The following is a 19,103-nucleotide window of genomic DNA, read 5'->3' on the forward strand; positions in this document are numbered from 1 at the left end:
TAATATCAAGAGGAAAGTATGAGGAGGAAAAGATTTTGAAAAAAGTCATCGTGATGTTAATGGGGATTTTTTTGATTATACAAGCAGGGTCCATTTCAGCACAAGCCCAAAAACCAGATTACGAAAAATACGGAAAGATTGCGATCACCGTAGTGCAGGCTGATTATCCTGAAGTTGAGATTACCGATTATGCCTATAAGGGGAGAAAAACTGTAGCGAAAAATCTTGTCGAAGACGATTTCAGATTTTTAGTCGAGGATAAAGGAAATCAGTTCACTGTAATCGTGACCGTACAACATGATTTGAAAAATGAAAAATTACTTAGTTTAAAGGTCACCGAGCAAAAAGGAAAGTGATTTAAGAACAAACGGAAAATCAAAGGTTTGTATCCTGTCCAACATCTTCACTTCAGAAGATGTTTTTTTCTGATTTGAGTAAAAGAATGTCCAGGAAATGGTGGATATCGGATAAGTTTCCAGTGGGAAGTGATAGCTATCCGTTCCCTGATATATGCTGCCATGAAGTTTTCATTGCATTTATGAGCAGCTAACCAGTATAGTTAGTATCAGATTGAAACAATAAGCTTGATAGTAGGGGTATTAGAAAATGAGAAAGTTTAAGAAAGTTTATGTGGAAATTACTAATATATGTAATCTGAAGTGTAATTTCTGTCCAAGCTCCAGCTTGCAAAGGACGCTGAAATTCATGGATCCTGAAGGGTTTACGCGTGTAATCGAGAAAATCAAACCACACACCGATCATATTTACTTTCATTTGATGGGTGAACCATTTTTAAATAAAAATTTGGGTACATTCCTGGATATCAGTGCTGAAAATGACCTGAAGGTGAATATAACAACGAACGGCACTTTGATTCAAAAGGTCAAAGATAAGCTGCTCTCCAAAAAAGCCCTTCGTCAGGTGAATATTTCACTTCATAGCTTCGAGGCAAACGATACGAGCAACAGTCTTGACTCATATGTCAGCAATATTGCCGATTTCATAAATGAAGCAAATGAAAAAAGTGAAATGATTTGTGCCATTCGTTTATGGAATATGGATACGGATGAACTAAAAGCGAGTAATGGCCTGAACGACGATATTCTCAGCATGTTGGAAGAAAAGCTTTCATTGGACGTTCGCTTAAGTGAAGCCCTTCAGCAAAAGAATAATATTAAGTTGAAGGACCGTGTATATATAAACATGGCTGAAAAATTCGAGTGGCCGGAATTGGACCGTGACATTATCGATGAGAATATTTTCTGCTATGCTCTTAGAGATCAGTTAGGCATCTTGGTGGATGGTACAGTCGTACCTTGTTGTTTGGATAGTGAAGGGAAAATTCCACTGGGTAATATATTTGAAACGTCACTTGAAGACATTTTAAATGGTGAACGGGCTAAAAATATGTATGACGGCTTTTCAAGAAGATGTGCAGTTGAAGAATTATGTAAACGATGTGGCTATGCAAAGCGTCATAAAAAATAAATGAAGGAAAACCAAGGAGTCCATCTTCGTGGTTTCAGACTGCAGACAAACTTGATGAAAACTCAGTTTGCCTGCAGTTTTTTATTTAACAAGTTCAGTTGATTTCAGAAATCCGCTCCCTTTCCGCCGACTGTCTGCCAGGCCCCCTCGGTGCAAGCGCCTTTGGTGTCTCGGCTAGCCAGTAATTCGGCAGGAGTGTCGCAAATTTCTTCAATCCAATGAGGATTACAGTAAAAAACCATAAAGACCGGAGCACTTTATTCGTCCCGCTTTACTGTCTTGGGCCGTTGACGCAGTTTATCGACCAAAACCACACTTTATTCAGCCGTTCACGCACTGTATTCGACCTACCCCGCACATTATTCGGCCGTTGAAGCACGATATTCGACTGTTCACGAATTTTTTTTTGACCTTCATCTCACTATTCGGACTCCGAACACCATTTTGTCGCCAAGCTGAAATTACGGAGTTCATCTTCGTGATTTTTTTTGCGATTGAAGGACAGTAACCACCTTCTTATTAAAAATTCTGAATATTATTGTTTTATTGAAAATCCCATGATAAAATACTCTTTATTATTGACGAAGCGAAAACTTCATATTGGAATATTTAAAGTTTTGGATTCATATCTTGCAATAGAGGGGATGTTTTATGGATTTACAGCAAAAAGTTAAAGAGGTGTTCCCTGATTTATCAACTGGCCAAAAAAAGGTAGCAAAATACTTGTTAGTACATTCACATACATTTGCAGTCACTTCAGCTCAAAAGCTCGGAAAAGATATAGGCGTGAGTGAAACGACCATCATCCGCTTTTGTTATTCATTGGGGTTAAGCGGATTTGCGGAACTTCAAAAACTTATTCGCAATCAGTTGATATTCGAGAGCAGCAGTTTGAATGAATATCATTCTTCAAAACTTGAAGCTGCGAATCAGCCAAACTTCATGGCTCAAGTGATGGGGCAGGATATCGTCAGCATTGAAAAGACAATCAAAAATTTATCAAATGAAGATTTCTCCAAAACAATTGATAAATTGGCGGCAGCAGACAATGTATTGGTATCAGGACATCGATTATCATTTTCGGCAGCACATTGGTTAACCTTTACGCTTAGGCTAGTAAGGGAAGAGGTCCATTTATATAGGCCGGATACAGATGATATTTTTTTATTGCTGAATAAAATGACTGAAAATTCCGTTTTTGTGGCCATTTCATTTCACCGTTATGTGAAAGAGACTGTGAAAATCACGGAAATGGCCAAACAAGCCGGGGCATTTGTTATTGGCGTTACGGATTCTGAACTGGCTCCAATTGCTGACTTCACTGACATTTTATTGCCCATTTCAACACCTAGGACTTCCACTATCGATACAGCACCGGTTTTATTCTCATTATTGAATAGTTTAGTAGCAGGTGTATCGATTAAAGATGAACAGGGTTTTAAAGAGAGAAAAGCTATATATGACGCGTTCAATCAAGACGATTATTTCTTTTGAGATAAACATCAGTTCGAGATGCATACCGATTAACCGGGATATAAGGGGGAGACATAAATGGATATCACACAATCAATCGAAAAATTAAGGCCGCGTATCATCGATATCTTCGACCATTTACACGCACATCCTGAAACGAGTTGGAATGAGGTGAATACGACAGCTTTCATTTCAAATATTTTAAGGGAAAATCAGTCTACGGTAAAAACATTCGAAGACTGTACAGGAGTGATTGGGGAAATCGGGGATGGGAATTTCACAGTCGGGTTACGATCGGATATCGATGCACTTTGGCAGGAGGTACATGGGACGTTTCAGGCCAATCATTCCTGTGGACACGATGGGCATATGACCTTGGCCCTTGGAGTATTCCTGGTATTGAAGGAAATGGACTTTCGACCAAGAGGTAAGCTGAAATTCATTTTTCAACCTGCTGAAGAAAAAGGTACAGGTGCCTTGAAGATGATTGAAGAAAAAGTTTTGGATGATGTGGATTTCCTTTATGGGGTGCACTTAAGGCCAGTCGAGGAAGTGAAGGATGGGCAGGCTGCACCAGCCATTGTACATGGAGCCGCCCGGTTCATTAAAGGAGAAATAGTGGGAACGGATGCACATGGAGCCAGACCGCATCAAGGACAAAATGCCATCGAGATAGGAGCGGCATTCATCACTTTGTTAAATGGGATCCATCTCAATCCATCCATCCCTTATTCAGTAAAAATGACCCAGTTTTTTGCTGGTGGTGAAAGTTCCAATATCATCCCGGGGAGAGCCACATTTTCATTGGATTTACGGGCTCAGGATAATGCAGTGATGGAAGAGCTCACCCGAAAAGTGGAAAAGGTTGCAGAATCTTTGGCCATTGTCCATGGAGTTGATGTGAAACTCGAACCGGGGACTAAAGTTGCTGCAGCAACCGTGAACGATCAAGCCCAGGAAATAATGGCTGAAGCGATAGCCGATACACTTGGGGAAGAAAATCTGGTAGCGCCTGTCATTACAACAGGAGGAGAAGATTTTCATTTTTATACGTTGAAAAGACCTGAAATCAAAGCGACGATGCTTGGATTGGGCTGTGATTTGACACCAGGGCTCCATCATCCGAACATGACGTTCAACAAAGATGCTTTGTTATCGGGAATTGAAATCCTGACAAAGGCCATCATTCTTACTTTCGAGAAATATGGAGAGGGGGTCCACTTACATGACTGATGAATTAATCATTAAATCCCTATCGACACTAGAGGATTTACAAGAAGTGCAGCGACTTGAAATCCTTGTATGGGGCATGGATTGCGTTCCTACCCATCAGACGATTACCGCAGTCAAAAACGGAGGGCTCGTTTTAGGTGGTTACATCAATGGCCAGTTAGTGGGATTTCAATACAGTTTCCCAGGATTTAAGGATGGAAGGGTGTTTCTTTGTTCACATATGTTAGCCATCCATCCGGATCATCAAAAGAAGGGCTACGGTAGATTGCTTAAACTGGCACAACAAGAAGAAGCACTCAAAAAAGGCTACGACTTAATCACATGGACGTATGATCCATTGGAAAGTGTGAACGCAAATTTGAATATCGGTAAACTAAAAGCGGTTTGTTCAACATATATGGAAGATTGTTATGGAGATATGAAGGATGCCCTCAATGAAGGATTGTCGACTGATCGGTTCATGGTGGAATGGAATATACGGCAGGAAGCAAATGAAGAGCCCCCACTTCCTGATAAAGCCACACATATCGTAACCACTGGAATGAATGACCAAGGCTTTCCTTACATCAAGGATTATCATTTGGAAACCAATGCCGATGTGGTCGCCATTCCCATTCCGACGGATATTCAAAAAATCAAAAAAGGTGATCTCAGCCTTGCGATAGATTGGCGGGCGAAAACGGGTGAATTATTCAAAACGCTTTTTGCCAATGGGTATGTTGCAGTCGGAATAGCTCGGGAACAAGGTGAAGACATTCAAAACTACTTATTAAAAAAACAAGAATAAAAGGGGAATCAAGATGAAAATAAAAGAAGTGCGTTTACGCCATCTAAATATGGATTTGATAGCTCCATTTACAACAAGCTTTGGAACATTTGTAGATAAGGAATTCATACTTGTGGAAGTGAAAAATGGAGAGGGGCTTTCAGGTTGGGCTGAATCAGTGGCGTTTTCAGCACCTTGGTATAACGAAGAAACCATAAAAACCAATTGGACCATGCTGGAGGATTTCTTGATTCCGCTTGTATTGGATAAAGATATAGAACATCCTCGTGATGTATCGGATATGTTCTCGCACATACGGAAAAATAATATGGCAAAATCGGCAATCGAGGGAGCTATCTGGGATTTATATGCAAAAGAAAAGAATGTTCCATTAAGTATGGCCTTAGGCGGGGAACTGGAAAAAATCGATGTTGGAATCAGTATCGGCATCCAAAAAACGGTACCCGAATTATTGAAGAAGATAGAAGATGGATTGAAGGATGGGTATAAAAGAATCAAAATAAAAATTCAACCAGGTTGGGATGTTGATGTAATCAGGGAAGTGCGCAATCGATATCCCGATGTACCTATCATGGCAGATGCAAACTCCGCTTATCGGATGAAAGACATCGAATTACTGAAACAACTTGATCAATTTGATTTAATGATGATCGAGCAGCCTTTGTCATCAGATGATATTGTCGATCATGCCACATTACAAGCGGAAATCAAAACACCGATTTGTTTGGATGAAAGTATACATTCCGTGGAAGATGCAAGAAAAGCCCTTGAATTGGGAAGCTGTAAAATCATTAATATCAAGATCGGCAGGGTAGGCGGTTTAACGGAAGCGAAGAAAATACATGATTTATGTAAAGAAAGAAATGTTCCGGTTTGGTGCGGGGGGATGTTGGAATCCGGTGTGGGACGTGCCCATAATATCGCATTGACAACACTCGATAACTTCACGATGCCTGGTGATACGGCGGCATCTGCGAATTATTGGCATAAGGACATCATTAAACCAGAGGTTACAGTGAAAGATGGAGTCATAACTGTTCCAAAGGCGGCAGGCATCGGTTATGAAGTCGATTACGCTGCGGTCGATGAATTCACTTCCTATAGTAAAAGATATACAAATTGATAAAAGAACAAGGTTGGAATAGTAACTCTACCCAGCTTCATGGGCGATGGCTCGTTAAAATTAATGAAGCTGGGAAGCTATTACGGAACAGTGATGAGAGGAAGATATTTTTTTAACTAAAATTGTCAGAATAATCATTTAATTGAAGGTGGAATCGGATATGAAAAACAGTGTAAATCTTGCAGGTGCATATATTGGAATCATCATTGGAGCAGGCTTCGCCTCAGGACAAGAAGTATTACAATTCTTCACGAGCTTTGGAATCTACAGTGTATTGGGAATTGTGGTGGCGACAGCTTTATTCTCGTTTTTAGGCATGCAAGTTACACAATTGGGGAGCACCCTCCAAACACGCTCCCATAAAAACATCATCGATCATATTTGTGGCCGCTATTTAGGCAGGGTGGTCGATATTATTATCACATTTTTTTTGTTTGGAGTTACAGTCATCATGATTGCTGGTTCCGGAACGATTTTTGAAGAACAATTCGGGGTACCCAGTATAGTTGGTGCAATCCTCATGACAGTGCTGACGATAGGTACGCTTTTACTTAATGTTAATAAAATAATGTCCATCATTAGTGCTGTCACACCATTTTTATTTGTTATCATGATTATTATTTCAGGTTATTCATTTTTCACCTCCGATCTAAATTTCAATGAAATCATATCTTCTTCTAGTAAAGGGAATGCTGCAACCGGAAATTGGATGATGGGTTCATTACTTTATGTTTCATATAATATGACGGCCGGAATTGCCATGCTAGCCGTAATGGGAGGGACCATTAAGAATAAGAAGGAGGCTGGTATGGGAGGCCTTCTAGGAGGTATTGGATTGGGGATCTTGCTATTCTTAATCAATATGGGGATGATGTCCGACTTGAAGGGCATAGAAGGCTCAGGGATGCCTACCCTTCATTTAGCGAATCAGATTTCTCCATGGTTGGGATATATCCTATCAATCATCCTTTTAGGGATGATTTATAATACCTCGGTCGGAATGCTGTATGCATTTACAGCCAGGATGGTGCCTGCCGACACGAAACGCTTCAAGATATCCGTGATTATGGTGGGAATCCTCGCATTCCTTGCAAGTTTCGTTGGCTTCATTAAATTGGTTGGAACAGTATATCCAGTCACAGGATATTTAGGATTTGTAATCATTGCAGCGCTTATCATATCCTGGATCCGTTCAAAAGCGAAAAAAGGGGCAGTGACTACGGAACTCGCGAAATTATAATAGGGAAGGGAAATTTAAGGATTAGAGTTTAAAACTGCATGGATCTTTGACCTGACATCTTCTTCATGGAGGTGTTTTTTTTCTGTTATCGAGGACCTTTACTCATGATCACGGCATTTTTCCTCCTTTTTTTCATACATTAGTTTAAAGGCGGAAGACAAGGGGGATATCGGATGAATGGAGCGGAGCAAAAGGCTCTGGAATATGCCATTAGTGAAATTACAGAAATAGCAACTGGGTTCGGGTTGGATTTTTACCCGATGCGTTATGAAATTTGCCCTTCAGAAATCATTTATACATTTGGTGCCTATGGGATGCCGACCCGTTTTTCTCATTGGAGTTTTGGGAAGCAGTTTCATAAAATGAAGCTGCAGTATGACTTTGGATTAAGTAAGATCTACGAACTGGTCATTAACTCTAATCCATGTTACGCTTTTCTGTTGGACTCCAATTCACTTGTACAAAATAAATTGATTGTTGCCCACGTTTTGGCGCATTGTGATTTCTTTAAGAATAATATACGTTTTAATAATACTAAGAGAGATATGGTGGAAAGTATGTCAGCCACGGCAGAAAGAATCCGTGAATATGAAATCCTGCATGGCAAAAAGGAAGTGGAAACTTTCCTCGATGCACTATTAGCCATTGAAGAACATATCGATCCGTCGTTGATGAGACCGAAGCTTGCCTGGACGATGGAAGATGAGGAAGAAGAAGAGGAAATAAAACCGACAGCCACACAATACGATGATTTATGGAATCTTGAAAATAAGGATAAACCGAAGAAATCCACCGTGAAAAAAAGAAAAAAATTCCCGCCAAGGCCTGAAAAGGATATTATGCTTTTCATAGAACAGTACAGCAGGGATCTAACAGATTGGCAACGGGATATCATGACGATGATCAGGGAAGAGATGCTGTATTTCTGGCCGCAGCTGGAAACGAAAATCATGAATGAAGGCTGGGCATCCTACTGGCATCAACGCATAATCCGTGAATTGGATTTATCCTCAGGGGAAGCGATTGAATTCGCTAAACTGAACGCAGGTGTGGTTCAGCCATCAAAGACCAGCATCAACCCTTATTATCTTGGATTAAAAATGTTTGAAGATATTGAAGAACGCTATGATAATCCAACCGAAGAGATGATCAGGCTTGGCGTCATGCCCGGATCTGGACGGGAAAAGATGTTCGAAGTCAGGGAAATCGAATCTGACATTTCCTTTATCCGTAATTATTTGACGAAAGATCTGGTCATGCGTGAAGATATGTATTTATTCCAAAAGCAGGGCAAGGATTATAAAATCGTCGATAAAGCATGGGAACAGGTTCGTGACCAACTCGTCAGTATGAGGGTTAACGGCGGATTCCCCTATATCACAGTAAATGATGGAGACTTCATGCGTAATGGCGAACTTTATCTGAAACATTGGTATGAAGATATTGAACTGGATCTGAAATATCTTGAGAAAGTCATGCCATATATCCATCAGCTTTGGGGACGCTCCGTGCATATGGAATCAGTCATGGAAGGAAAAGAAGTCCTGTTTTCCTATGATGGAAAAGGTATTCACCGGAAATATTTATAAAGAGGAAGAAAACTGCCGGTCACTCGGCAGTTTTCTTGTTTCATCCAATACTTGCGATTTGCAAGTATTGGTGTTATATAATATAGAATATTTTGAATGAACTCATTTGGTAGCGAAAGGAGCAGGGGAAAGATATGATCATTCGTGAAGCGATGGAAACGGACATAGATTCCGTCAAAGAAATTTACAATCAAGGAATTGAGGATAGAGTTGCCACGTTAGAAACGGAACCGAAGGATCAAGCCTACATGAAGGATTGGTTTGCCAAGCACATGGGACGACGATATAAGGTAATCGTCGCCGAGCAAGAAGGGGAAATCGTTGGATGGGCTTCCTTGAATCCATATAACAATCGCTGTGCTTATAAAGGGGTTGCTGATTTATCCGTTTATATCTCAAGAGATCATCGAGGAAAAGGGATTGGCGGTTTATTGCTTCAATCAATCGAAAAGATCGCAGAAGGAAATGACTTCAATAAAATTGTGTTATTCACTTTTCCTTTTAACCAGGTTGGTCAAGGATTGTACAAAAAAAGGGGTTATCGTGAAGTGGGTGTGTTTAAGAACCAGGGAATATTAGATGGGGAATATGTCGATGTTATGGCTATGGAGAAATTACTGTAAACAAATAGGGGGTAGGAGGGGATGACTGTTAACCATTCAAGCGTATTGTCTGTTGATTATTTTGATGCCTATTTCAAGTTGGTTTTAGCTTCTCGTGAACCTAGGGTGGAAAAGGCAAAAGAATTCATCGAAACAAACTTTTTTAAAGGCAAAGCATGCTATTATGGCGAGCAAACTCACCGAAATTTCATTACGGCTTTTAACAAGCTATAAGGATAAATTAAAAATAGTTGATTTAAATAGTTGCAATATGCAAATAATGTGAGTATAAATATAGTGAGGTGAAAGTAATGGAAAATGAAAACCTTAGAGGTCTCTTCCAACTCTTAACTAGACGTTTTGGATTATTGAATAAAAATTGCTGCAGCGCAGATGGAATTGAGATATCACTCGTTCAAAGTCATATTCTATATGAAATAAACCGACAGAATAACGCTTCCATCCAGCAAATTGCAGAAACACTGGGAACGGATATTACGACGTTCAGCCGACAAATCCAATCCCTAATAAAATTGAATTTGGTCACAAAAACCCCTGCTGCGGAAGATCGGAGAATTTCTATCCTTTCTCTGACCGATGAAGGAGTGAAAGTCAATCAAACAATCGATCAGCAAATGAATGATTACTTGAATGAGATCTTCAAGACGATGAATGAGTTTGAAAAGGAATCCGTCGTGCGTGCTCTGACATTGCTTAATGATCGAATGTTGAAGTCTTCCGTATGTTGTACTACTCCTTGGGGGTAGTATAATTTTTCAATAATACTTGCAAATTACAACTTTTTCAAAATGAAAATATAGGAGGGAATAATGATGGTTCAATTTGATAAAAGTGCATTACCCGTAGCAATTATAGGTGGGGGTCCTGTGGGGCTGGCCGCTGCCGCTCATTTACAAAAAAAAGGAGAGAAGTTTATTGTATTGGAAGTAGGCGACTCGGTTGGTTCCAGCATGTTGGAGTGGGGACACGTTCGAATGTTTTCTCCGTGGCAATATAACATCGATAAAGCAGCAAAGGAACTGCTGGAGAACTCTGGTTGGATGTCACCTGACGAAAATGCTTTGCCAACAGGTCGCGAACTGGTAGAAGAGTACCTTCTTCCGCTAAGTAACCTTCCAGAAATAAAAGAACAGATCATCTTACAGGCAAAAGTAGTCGGTGTTGCCAAAAAGGCTCACGATAAATTAAAAACAGGAAGACGAGACACTGTTCCCTTTCAACTCTATGTAGAAATGAAGGGTGACACAAAAGTCATTGAAGCGAAAGCTGTCATTGATTCATCAGGTACTTGGAACAATCCAAACCCGATCCTTTCAAATGGAATTTGGACGAATGCGGAGAGACAATTACACAATCAAATCCACTATGGCATTCCTAACGTCGAACAATTAGAAAACAGATATCAAAATAAAACCACCGTGGTGATCGGAAGTGGTCATTCTGCAATAAATGCGCTATTGGACTTGGCAACATTACAGCAAAAATATACGGATACAAAAATCTACTGGGTACTTCGTAAAAAACAGATCAATGAAGTGTACGGCGGTCAAGAAAACGACGCCTTGGCGGCTCGTGGGGAACTTGGTATCAGAATTAAGCACTTAGTGGAGTCTGGACGTATAGTAATACTCACTCCCTTTCATATTAACGGAGTTTATCCAACAAACGATAAAATCACTGTGGTGGGAGAACTTAACGGCGAAGAATTCACACTCGGTGATATCGATGAAATCGTTGTGAGTACGGGTTTCAGACCAGATACATCCTTTTTAAATGAAATTAGATTAAACATCGATTCGGCAGTCGAAAGCATGGAAGGGCTCGCTTCGCTAATCGATCCCAATATTCATAGCTGCGGAACAGTGCGGCCGCATGGTGAACAAGAATTACGGCACCCTGAAAAGAACTTCTACATTGTTGGCATGAAGAGTTATGGAAGAGCACCTACATTCTTATTGGCAACAGGCTACGAACAAGTCCGTTCGGTAGTGGCTTATCTTACAGGGGATGCAGAAGGGGCAAAAGAAGTACACTTGGAACTGCCTGAAACAGGAGTTTGCAGTGTGAATCTGACATCTAGCACATGCGACTCTGATACTCCAGCAACTGAAACAAAGGACGGTTCATGCTGTGGCAGTCCCGTTCTAGCGAGATTGGAAATTAAAAATAATTCTTGTTGTAAATAAAACAGAAGACGAGTCTGGTGATACGAGACTGGTCTTTTTATAGACATTGGTAAACATAATCTCTCGGGCACTAAGGAACTAACTCACCTTTAAGTTTAAGTACAATATTTCACAATCTTGCTTTCTTGATAACTATTACTAAAGGTTTGATATAAAAAAAGGGAACACCTGCTAACCAGGAAGTTCCCTTTTCATTTCGCGAGTTAAAAATACACTAAAACAATGGTTGAAAAAATAGGCTGGGGCTTCAAGCTTCTTTAACAGACAACCGTTACATTACCAACAGGAGTTGCATTGAATGAATGTGGTTGGCTATCAGCACCTACGACTAAAAGATTTTGTATTCGCGGAACCGAAAAGAAAAATTACAATAAAACTCCAGAATTAATAAGAGCTCCTAGACAACCTAACCGGAATAAACACTTTCACATGTTCCAGGCTTTGGTTCATAATAACAATGATTTTTATATTGTCCAGCAAAAGGTTGACCGTACCATGTTGGTGGGCATGGAGCATATGGATTAAAATACCAAAGAGCATATTTCCCTGGGTGTTGCCTCCAATAATCCAAATTCTGTTTCGCTAATCTTTTTTCAGCAGTTCTCGCTCTTTGATAAAATACATTACCTTTTTGAACAGCTTCAAAAGAATAATTTCCTCCTTGAACTTGATAAACGACTTGTGGAATTGTTCTTAAATCTTTAAAGTCTATACAATTTGCTTTAAGACGATTTACAATTACATTGCCAACATATAACATTCCTTGTAATCCTTCACCTTCAGCTTCTGCTCTCATCATCCTTGCCATTAAGTCAACGTCTGAACTTCGGTAATTTACTCTTGGCATTTTTTCACCCCAATAATATAGTATGAAAAAAGCCTACATTAATGTCATTGTTTATAAAATAAGAATGCTTAGTTTTTAAAGCTTACAGCTTTTAAGTAAGAAGTAAACTATGGCCTTCTTTTTTATAACTTTATGTAACTATCCTGTCCCGTTAGGTCAATAAGAAAATCAACAACCCCTTTAACCGAGCCTTTGGATAAGATTTCCCAATGCTAGTGAAGTGCGGGCGTAGGCAAAGTTCGCCTTAGTCGGAGTTATTTCGAAACATCATTTAGCAGACTAAAAATTAAAAAATTATATTGTTGAATATTTAATTATTGATTAAATAAGAATATACTTATACAATTATCCTAAATAATCACATAAGCATATGATTATTTATTTGATTAGACTAGGAGGGATTAAATGCAAACGAATGAAGCTTTGGATATAGAAGGAACTGCAAACGTTCTTAAACTTCTAGGTGATAAAACTCGTTTGACTATGATTAAAATCATGTATGATCATGAATGTTGTGTCTGTGAATTTGTGGACCTGTTCGAAATGAGCCAACCTGCCATCAGCCAACATTTACGGAAAATGAAAGATAGTGGAATCGTGAAAGAATCGAGAAGGGGGCAATGGGTCTTTTATTCGTTAAACCAGTCTTCTTCCTATTACTCATTTATTCAGACGGTCATCAAGGATTTGCCAAGTCAAAACTTTAAATTAGAAGAATTATCAGCACAAGGAAAACGGATTTGTTGTGACTAACTAGGAGGTACTATTTCAGTGGGACCAGTTATTTTGGCAGTTATCATCTTTTTATTAACACTCATTCTCGTCATCTGGCAGCCAAAGGGATTGTCGATCGGTTGGTCAGCTTGTGGCGGTGCGGTTTTGGCCTTACTTGTTGGTGTGGTGGATTTTACTGATGTCATAGACGTGACATCCATAGTCTGGAACGCTACACTGGCCTTCATCGCCATCATCATCATCTCGCTTATTTTGGATGAGATAGGATTTTTTGAATGGGCAGCACTGCATATGGCTAGGGCAGCCAAGGGAAATGGAGTAAGGATGTTTGTTTATGTAAGTATCCTCGGTGCTCTTGTAGCTGCTTTTTTTGCAAATGACGGAGCTGCTCTAATCCTTACCCCGATTGTATTAGCAATGGTTCGTGCCCTAAAGTTTAATGATAAAATGATATTCCCATTCATCATCGCCAGTGGGTTTATTGCGGACACAACCTCATTGCCTTTAGTGGTGAGTAATCTTGTAAACATTGTTTCTGCAGATTTTTTCAATATCAGTTTTGCCGAGTTTGCATCAAGAATGATCGTACCAGATCTTTTTGCATTGGTAGCAAGCATCTTGGTTTTATATCTGTTTTTCCGTAAAAGCATACCGGAAAATTATGATGTATCCCAACTTAAAAAACCAGTGGAAGCCATTCGGGACCAAAGAATGTTCCGGTTGTCCTGGATAGTATTAGGAATATTGCTGGTAGGTTATTTTGCAAGTGAATTTATTGGAGTGCCTGTATCCATCATTGCAGGCATTGTGGCTATTTTCTTCCTCATGATGGCTAGAAGGAGTCCAGCAGTCAATACGAAAACAGTTATTAAAGGAGCACCATGGGCAATCGTCTTTTTCTCTATAGGCATGTATGTTGTTGTGTACAGCCTGCGGAATGTTGGATTGACGAATGTATTGACGGATTTAATCCAAGTTACATCCGATCAAGGATTATTTACAGCAACGATGGGGATGGGCTTCATAGCCGCCATTCTTTCATCGTTTATGAATAACATGCCAACCGTGATGATTGATGCCCTTGCCATTTCCGATACCAATACTACAGGCGTGATCAGGGAAGCCCTTATATATGCAAATGTCATTGGTTCGGACTTGGGACCGAAAATCACTCCGATTGGTTCTTTGGCAACGTTATTGTGGCTGCATGTCCTATCATTAAAAGGCGTGAAAATCTCATGGGGAACCTATTTTAAAACTGGAATCATCTTAACCATCCCAACATTGTTCATCACATTAGTAGGCTTATATATATGGTTACAAATTATTCATTAAACACTTACATTATTCATGAAGGAGAAACAGCATGGCTAAAAAAACATTATACTTCTTATGTACTGGTAACTCTTGCAGAAGCCAAATGGCAGAGGCTTGGGGGAAGAAATATTTAGGTGACGAATGGCAAGTGCTTAGTGCAGGAATCGAAGCACATGGGTTAAATCCAAAAGCTGTACAAGCAATGAATGAAGTTGGATTGGACATCTCCAATCAAACATCGGATATCATCGACCCTGACATATTGAATAATGCCGATTTTGTCGTTACGTTATGTGGCGATGCGGCAGACAAATGTCCAATGACACCACCGCATGTTAAACGCGAACACTGGGGCTTTGATGACCCGGCAAAAGCGGAAGGAACAGATGAAGAAAAATGGGCTACCTTCCAACGTGTTCGTGATGAAATAGGAGAAAGAATCGAACGTTACTCTAAAACGGGCGTATAAAAAATGTAAAGCCGTGGTATAAGTAAATGATTGTGTTTTAGTTAGTAGGCGAACCAAAGACCATTAAGAAAGAGCTGCCAATTTTGGCAGCTCTTAAATGCATTAAATCTTAATATCGACCTTAGCATTTTTCTGAAGTTCTTCCACATGTTTCACAAGCTTTTCTTGTTTCTTTTGCTGCTCTAGTTGTTCCTTGATTTGCGGCTTCATTTCTTCGAGTTTCTGTACCGGTTGCCCGCTTGTTTTAGCTTGCTCCGCAACCTGGTCGTAGTACTTTTGAATTTCTTCATCAGTTGCTTCGTCCACTTTAATCTCTTTTTCAACGTACTTAGTATATGGAATATTCTCTGCAATCTGAGTATTCAACATTTCCGAATTCAGACCTGCTTGTTTCATCGCTTCCTTGAATTTCTCTTCACTTTCATATTGGTCTTTGATTTCGGCAAGTTGCTTTTCGATTTCAGCCTTGGTGGCTGTGTAGCCCTTTTTATCAGCAGCTTGAAGCAGCAATGTTTGTCCCACTAAAGAGTTGAGCGTTTGCTCTTTAATTTGTTTGGCTCCCTCTTTGGATGTTGGATCTTGTCCGAATTGCTGCATTTGCATTTGTGTCGTGGACAACACTGTATTATATTCCGCACCTGAAATTTTTTCGTCATTGACGATGGCCACCGTTTTCTTTTCATCTACCTTTTGTTTATCCAGTTCCTTCTGCATTTCTTCCATCTTTTTTTGCTGTTCCTCAGTTGCTTTAGCCGTTTCTTTCTCCTCAGTTGTTTTAGTTTCTTTTTCGTCATTTTTTTTATCAGCTTCATCGTTCGAACCACAAGCTGTTAGAACAACTGCCAATAATCCAATAACGATTGGGTACAATAGTTTCTTCATATTCAGTCTCCTCTCTTATTCGGTGCTAAAAAAATCATCTAATGCGCATTATAAAGGAATGTCCCATAGAAACACAATATATTCATTCTTTTTTTCCAGAAAACAGGAAGATAGTATAGGCATTATCTCATTATATAGGTGAAGCATTCGTGGAAATGAACCAATTTACCCTTCGTTAATCGTGTTAAAGCTCTAATCGTTATAGATTAATTAGCGAAGAGAGGAATTTCCGATAGCGGCCAGGCCGTGTTGATTGTTTTCCACCGTATTGCTGACTCGGGGGATGCCTTCAAGGTAATATCAAATTAACTTTCTTTTAGGTCGTAACTGCCGAGTTTAATAAAGAAGCCTTTTTTTTCTACATTCCTTTTTTCTTGTTTCTTTTAAAGTAATAAATGACTGCAATTACCAGAATCAACAGCACCAAAACAATCCTCACATCGTCTGATGCCTTCAATACTTGTGTCACCGAATAGGCCTCGACAAGGAGGGCAGGCAGTTTTCCGATGGATGTGGCGAAGAAGAATATCATCAAGCCCGTCTTGCTTAATGCTGCTGTAAGGTTAATCACGCCGGATGGTATAAAAGGAAGGAGCCTAAGCATCAGGATCATCCAAAATGCATGAAACCCTTGTGACTTTTGCAGCTGCATGACCCATCGGTTCCTCATGAATTTGGGTTTGAATGTTTGAATGCCCTTTCGATATAACCAAAAGCTGACTACTGCTCCTGCAATTTCCCCCAAGTAAGAAAGGATCAATCCCTTTTCAAATCCAAATACGGTGATATTGGCAGCCGTGATGAATACGCTTGGAATAAAACCAAGCACGCTAATCAATATGTTCAATACTAAACTTATAGCAATGGAAAAAGGTCCGCTGGATGCTAATGCCTCAGAAATGAAATTCATATCAACCCACAGAACTCCATTTATATCCGATGCCCCATACCGTTTTCAAATGTTGATCAACTGGAAAACCGGCATGACGTAATTTCTCTCTAATATTTCGAATATGGGAATCGATTGTCCGATCTTCCGTATCCGTTTTAAATCCCCATATGGTCGAAAGCAGGTGATCTCTGGAATACACTTGATCTGGTGATTTTAAAAACAGGCACAACATGAAAAACTCTTTTGGGGTTAATGGGATGGTATTGGAATCATAATGCGCTTCATAAGCGGATTCATTTAATTTTATTCCCCTAAAAATCACACCTTGATGATTATGTATTCGCCGCGTCACCGCTTCGATTCTCGCTAGTAAAACATCTTCATTAAAGGGTTTCGTTACATAATCGTCGGCGCCCTTTTTCAGCCCTTTGACCATTTCTTCTGCAGCATCCCGTGCGGTGAGCATGATTATGGGAATATTGGAAAACGCCCGGATCGTTTCGCACGTTTCCCACCCATCCATCTCAGGCATCATTACATCAAGAAGGACCATGTCAGCTTGTTTATGCTCTAAGAACTGGATGGCTTCATGTCCAGAATTCATCTTTATGCATGTAAACCCGTGAGGTATAAGGTATAGCTCTATAAGATCAAGCATTCTCTGTTCATCATCAACCAGAACTACTGTCTTCATTTTTTATCTCCTTAAATGTGATAGTGAAGCACGTTCCTTGCTCCAACTTGCTTTTAACTGAAATGGTTCCTCCTTGAACCTCCACTAATTGCCTGACGATGGACAGCCCCAATCCGAATCCACCGGTATCCCTAGCCCGTGATTTCTCGACACGATATAAACGATCAAAGATATGCGGGATATCTTCAATTGGAATGCCCACCCCTTGATCAATTATGGAGATCGAGATTCCGTCAGGTGATTCAGTGGCTTTGATGGCGGTGACTGTATGTTCGTTCGAGTACTTCAGTGAATTATCCAGCAGGTTAAGAATAACTTGCTCAAACCGTGTGGGATCTAAATCTATAAATAAATGATCCTTACATTCCAGATTCAATTGAATTTTTTCATTTGTAAAAGCTGGTAGCACTTTTTCATGAATGGTTTGCAGGAATGAAGAGAGCTGAATGGTTTCTTTTGATATGGTGAATGTATGTACATCCATTCTAGCCATATTGAATAGTTCGTCCAATAATCTGTTTAATCGTTGGGATTCATCATGGATGATCTCCAAGTATCGTGATCTTTCGTATGCATTCAAATCTTTCCGGCGGGCTATATCAGCGTATCCCTTGATATAAGTTAGCGGCGTGCGCAGTTCATGAGAGATACTTGCCAAAAATTCATTGCGTTCCTTCTTTAAATAGTTCAATTCATTAGCCAAGCTTTGAATGGATTGGGCAAGTTCCCCAAGTTCATCTTGTGATCGTACTGGTACAGCCACTGAAAAATTCCCTTTGCTAAGTTTGGTGGTCGCTTCTTTCATCGCAATAAGCGGTCTAGTCAAAGCTTTTGATAGGAAATAAATGGTGATAAGCATGAAGAAAAGGAGCAATACAGTTGCAAAGAGGAAATGCCTATTCAATTGAGCGATTAAATCTTCAACATCCCTGGTATCTTTGAACATGTAGACATAGCCTTCATTTTCTTTATCACTGATAAATGGTGTAACGGTGGCTATATACCTTTCATCCTTCCAACTTGATTGGATGATCAGACCTTTTCGGGATACCGGTGAGAGATTTTTTCCTAAGATTTTTTTCATTCCCCCATTAACCTTTTCGGAAGATATCAGGATATCTCCTCTTCTATTCGTTATCACGACATCTGTATCGGTATGTGATTCCATCAGGGCGATATGCTGAAGAGTTGAGTCGGAATAAGTGATTTCCAACACATCACGATGACTATTACCCCGGGCCTTCAGTGATTCCAATTCTTGATTGATACGGGAGTGGATCACTTTATTATGTAAGTAAACCATGGAAACGGTTTCCATCAAAAAAATGCAAACAAATATACACAGTCCCAGCTTAAAGGAGATTTTCAAAATATTCACCTTCTTATTCAATGGAGTCAGTATAGCGAAAAAGTATGAAGAAAGTATGCAGTTTTTTTCAATTCCGTCGCATCTTCTTAAACAACGATAATCCGAATAATGACTGGTTGCAAGAATGGGCAGTTTTTTTTTATTTTAGTCTATACA

Annotated in this window: 21 protein-coding genes; 15 read left to right on the plus strand and 6 right to left on the minus strand. The window is 39.8% G+C overall.

Annotated elements, in window-relative coordinates:
• Positions 1-35 precede the first annotated feature (35 nt).
• Both ACDZ29_RS15615 and ACDZ29_RS15620 read left to right on the plus strand, forming a co-directional pair.
• Positions 36-356 (plus strand): DUF3889 domain-containing protein, encoded by a 321-nt coding sequence (locus ACDZ29_RS15615; RefSeq protein ID WP_289317719.1) that lies wholly within the window; start codon positions 36-38, stop codon positions 354-356.
• A 250-nt stretch (positions 357-606) separates the two neighbouring features.
• Positions 607-1,488 carry a radical SAM/SPASM domain-containing protein gene (locus ACDZ29_RS15620; protein WP_289333314.1) on the plus strand — a complete coding sequence of 294 codons (882 nt, stop codon included), beginning with the start codon at positions 607-609 and terminating at the stop codon, positions 1,486-1,488.
• A 94-nt stretch (positions 1,489-1,582) separates the two neighbouring features.
• Here ACDZ29_RS15620 and ACDZ29_RS15625 read toward each other — a convergent pair whose 3' ends face one another.
• Positions 1,583-1,744, minus strand: a complete 162-nt coding sequence (locus tag ACDZ29_RS15625; protein WP_289323917.1) for a hypothetical protein — start codon at positions 1,742-1,744, stop codon at positions 1,583-1,585.
• Between the two features lie 395 nt (positions 1,745-2,139).
• Between ACDZ29_RS15625 and ACDZ29_RS15630 the strand changes: the two genes are divergently transcribed.
• From ACDZ29_RS15630 to ACDZ29_RS15675, 10 genes are all read left to right on the plus strand, one after another.
• A complete protein-coding gene (locus ACDZ29_RS15630; protein ID WP_375088115.1) occupies positions 2,140-2,982 on the plus strand; it encodes a MurR/RpiR family transcriptional regulator in 843 nt (280 codons plus the stop codon).
• 57 nt (positions 2,983-3,039) lie between these two features.
• A complete protein-coding gene (locus tag ACDZ29_RS15635; RefSeq protein ID WP_289323919.1) occupies positions 3,040-4,194 on the plus strand; it encodes a M20 peptidase aminoacylase family protein in 1,155 nt (384 codons plus the stop codon).
• Positions 4,187-4,981 (plus strand): GNAT family N-acetyltransferase, encoded by a 795-nt coding sequence (locus tag ACDZ29_RS15640; RefSeq protein ID WP_375088116.1) that lies wholly within the window; start codon positions 4,187-4,189, stop codon positions 4,979-4,981. The genes ACDZ29_RS15635 and ACDZ29_RS15640 overlap by 8 nt, the downstream gene beginning before the upstream one ends.
• Before the next feature lie 13 nt (positions 4,982-4,994).
• Positions 4,995-6,104 carry an o-succinylbenzoate synthase gene (menC, locus tag ACDZ29_RS15645; protein ID WP_289323921.1) on the plus strand — a complete coding sequence of 370 codons (1,110 nt, stop codon included), beginning with the start codon at positions 4,995-4,997 and terminating at the stop codon, positions 6,102-6,104.
• A gap of 160 nt (positions 6,105-6,264) precedes the next feature.
• Positions 6,265-7,344, plus strand: coding sequence for a hypothetical protein (locus ACDZ29_RS15650; RefSeq protein WP_370014058.1), 1,080 nt, complete (start codon positions 6,265-6,267; stop codon positions 7,342-7,344).
• 173 nt (positions 7,345-7,517) lie between these two features.
• Positions 7,518-8,933, plus strand: coding sequence for a SpoVR family protein (locus ACDZ29_RS15655; protein ID WP_375088117.1), 1,416 nt, complete (start codon positions 7,518-7,520; stop codon positions 8,931-8,933).
• A 134-nt stretch (positions 8,934-9,067) separates the two neighbouring features.
• Positions 9,068-9,556: an arsinothricin resistance N-acetyltransferase ArsN1 family A gene (locus ACDZ29_RS15660; protein ID WP_375088118.1), complete on the plus strand. Its 489-nt coding sequence runs from the start codon at positions 9,068-9,070 to the stop codon at positions 9,554-9,556.
• Positions 9,557-9,577: 21 nt separating this feature from the next.
• Complete coding sequence (locus ACDZ29_RS15665) at positions 9,578-9,769, plus strand: hypothetical protein (protein WP_289323925.1); 192 nt, start codon at positions 9,578-9,580, stop codon at positions 9,767-9,769.
• A gap of 77 nt (positions 9,770-9,846) precedes the next feature.
• Positions 9,847-10,302, plus strand: coding sequence for a MarR family winged helix-turn-helix transcriptional regulator (locus tag ACDZ29_RS15670; protein ID WP_375088119.1), 456 nt, complete (start codon positions 9,847-9,849; stop codon positions 10,300-10,302).
• 66 nt (positions 10,303-10,368) lie between these two features.
• Entirely contained in the window at positions 10,369-11,742 is a 1,374-nt protein-coding gene (locus ACDZ29_RS15675; protein WP_375088120.1) for an NAD(P)-binding domain-containing protein, read from the plus strand.
• A gap of 406 nt (positions 11,743-12,148) precedes the next feature.
• On the opposite strand, the gene ACDZ29_RS15680 is transcribed toward ACDZ29_RS15675, so the two are convergent.
• Positions 12,149-12,589, minus strand: a complete 441-nt coding sequence (locus tag ACDZ29_RS15680) for a cell wall hydrolase (protein WP_289323928.1) — start codon at positions 12,587-12,589, stop codon at positions 12,149-12,151.
• A 405-nt stretch (positions 12,590-12,994) separates the two neighbouring features.
• Between ACDZ29_RS15680 and ACDZ29_RS15685 the strand changes: the two genes are divergently transcribed.
• From ACDZ29_RS15685 to arsC, 3 genes are read left to right on the plus strand one after another with little or no spacing between them, the layout of a single operon-like run.
• A complete protein-coding gene (locus ACDZ29_RS15685) occupies positions 12,995-13,342 on the plus strand; it encodes a metalloregulator ArsR/SmtB family transcription factor (protein WP_289323929.1) in 348 nt (115 codons plus the stop codon).
• An 18-nt stretch (positions 13,343-13,360) separates the two neighbouring features.
• The gene (locus ACDZ29_RS15690; protein ID WP_375088121.1) at positions 13,361-14,659 is read left to right on the plus strand and encodes an arsenic transporter; all 1,299 of its coding nucleotides are present in this window, start codon (positions 13,361-13,363) and stop codon (positions 14,657-14,659) included.
• 31 nt (positions 14,660-14,690) lie between these two features.
• A complete protein-coding gene (gene arsC / locus ACDZ29_RS15695; protein WP_289317703.1) occupies positions 14,691-15,110 on the plus strand; it encodes an arsenate reductase (thioredoxin) in 420 nt (139 codons plus the stop codon).
• A 102-nt stretch (positions 15,111-15,212) separates the two neighbouring features.
• Here the strand turns inward: arsC and ACDZ29_RS15700 are convergent, their stop codons facing one another.
• From ACDZ29_RS15700 to ACDZ29_RS15715, 4 genes are all read right to left on the minus strand, one after another.
• The gene (locus ACDZ29_RS15700; protein ID WP_375088122.1) at positions 15,213-15,992 is read right to left on the minus strand and encodes a SurA N-terminal domain-containing protein; all 780 of its coding nucleotides are present in this window, start codon (positions 15,990-15,992) and stop codon (positions 15,213-15,215) included.
• A 358-nt stretch (positions 15,993-16,350) separates the two neighbouring features.
• Positions 16,351-16,902 (minus strand): TVP38/TMEM64 family protein, encoded by a 552-nt coding sequence (locus ACDZ29_RS15705; protein ID WP_375088123.1) that lies wholly within the window; start codon positions 16,900-16,902, stop codon positions 16,351-16,353.
• Position 16,903: 1 nt separating this feature from the next.
• Positions 16,904-17,578, minus strand: a complete 675-nt coding sequence (locus ACDZ29_RS15710) for a response regulator transcription factor (protein WP_375088124.1) — start codon at positions 17,576-17,578, stop codon at positions 16,904-16,906.
• On the minus strand, positions 17,556-18,896 hold the full coding sequence (locus tag ACDZ29_RS15715) for a sensor histidine kinase (protein ID WP_375088125.1): 1,341 nt from the start codon (positions 18,894-18,896) through the stop codon (positions 17,556-17,558). The genes ACDZ29_RS15710 and ACDZ29_RS15715 overlap by 23 nt, the downstream gene beginning before the upstream one ends.
• Between the last annotated feature and the right edge of the window lie 207 nt (positions 18,897-19,103).

The sequence above is a fragment of the Peribacillus sp. RS7 genome, assembly GCF_041956845.1.
In the GTDB taxonomy this organism is placed as follows: Bacteria; Bacillota; Bacilli; order Bacillales; family DSM-1321; genus Peribacillus.

Excerpts from the sequence above, each read along its gene's own strand:
- ACDZ29_RS15620 (WP_289333314.1), top strand. The coding sequence starts at position 607 with ATGAGAAAGTTTAAGAAAGTTTATGTGGAAATTACTAATATATGTAAT.
- ACDZ29_RS15630 (WP_375088115.1), top strand. The coding sequence starts at position 2,140 with ATGGATTTACAGCAAAAAGTTAAAGAGGTGTTCCCTGATTTATCAACT.
- ACDZ29_RS15635 (WP_289323919.1), top strand. The coding sequence starts at position 3,040 with ATGGATATCACACAATCAATCGAAAAATTAAGGCCGCGTATCATCGAT.
- ACDZ29_RS15640 (WP_375088116.1), top strand. The coding sequence starts at position 4,187 with ATGACTGATGAATTAATCATTAAATCCCTATCGACACTAGAGGATTTA.
- menC (WP_289323921.1), top strand. The coding sequence starts at position 4,995 with ATGAAAATAAAAGAAGTGCGTTTACGCCATCTAAATATGGATTTGATA.
- ACDZ29_RS15650 (WP_370014058.1), top strand. The coding sequence starts at position 6,265 with ATGAAAAACAGTGTAAATCTTGCAGGTGCATATATTGGAATCATCATT.
- ACDZ29_RS15655 (WP_375088117.1), top strand. The coding sequence starts at position 7,518 with ATGAATGGAGCGGAGCAAAAGGCTCTGGAATATGCCATTAGTGAAATT.
- ACDZ29_RS15660 (WP_375088118.1), top strand. The coding sequence starts at position 9,068 with ATGATCATTCGTGAAGCGATGGAAACGGACATAGATTCCGTCAAAGAA.
- ACDZ29_RS15665 (WP_289323925.1), top strand. The coding sequence starts at position 9,578 with ATGACTGTTAACCATTCAAGCGTATTGTCTGTTGATTATTTTGATGCC.
- ACDZ29_RS15670 (WP_375088119.1), top strand. The coding sequence starts at position 9,847 with ATGGAAAATGAAAACCTTAGAGGTCTCTTCCAACTCTTAACTAGACGT.
- ACDZ29_RS15675 (WP_375088120.1), top strand. The coding sequence starts at position 10,369 with ATGGTTCAATTTGATAAAAGTGCATTACCCGTAGCAATTATAGGTGGG.
- ACDZ29_RS15680 (WP_289323928.1), bottom strand. The coding sequence starts at position 12,589 with ATGCCAAGAGTAAATTACCGAAGTTCAGACGTTGACTTAATGGCAAGG.
- ACDZ29_RS15685 (WP_289323929.1), top strand. The coding sequence starts at position 12,995 with ATGCAAACGAATGAAGCTTTGGATATAGAAGGAACTGCAAACGTTCTT.
- arsC (WP_289317703.1), top strand. The coding sequence starts at position 14,691 with ATGGCTAAAAAAACATTATACTTCTTATGTACTGGTAACTCTTGCAGA.
- ACDZ29_RS15700 (WP_375088122.1), bottom strand. The coding sequence starts at position 15,992 with ATGAAGAAACTATTGTACCCAATCGTTATTGGATTATTGGCAGTTGTT.
- ACDZ29_RS15705 (WP_375088123.1), bottom strand. The coding sequence starts at position 16,902 with ATGAATTTCATTTCTGAGGCATTAGCATCCAGCGGACCTTTTTCCATT.
- ACDZ29_RS15710 (WP_375088124.1), bottom strand. The coding sequence starts at position 17,578 with ATGAAGACAGTAGTTCTGGTTGATGATGAACAGAGAATGCTTGATCTT.
- ACDZ29_RS15715 (WP_375088125.1), bottom strand. The coding sequence starts at position 18,896 with ATGGAAACCGTTTCCATGGTTTACTTACATAATAAAGTGATCCACTCC.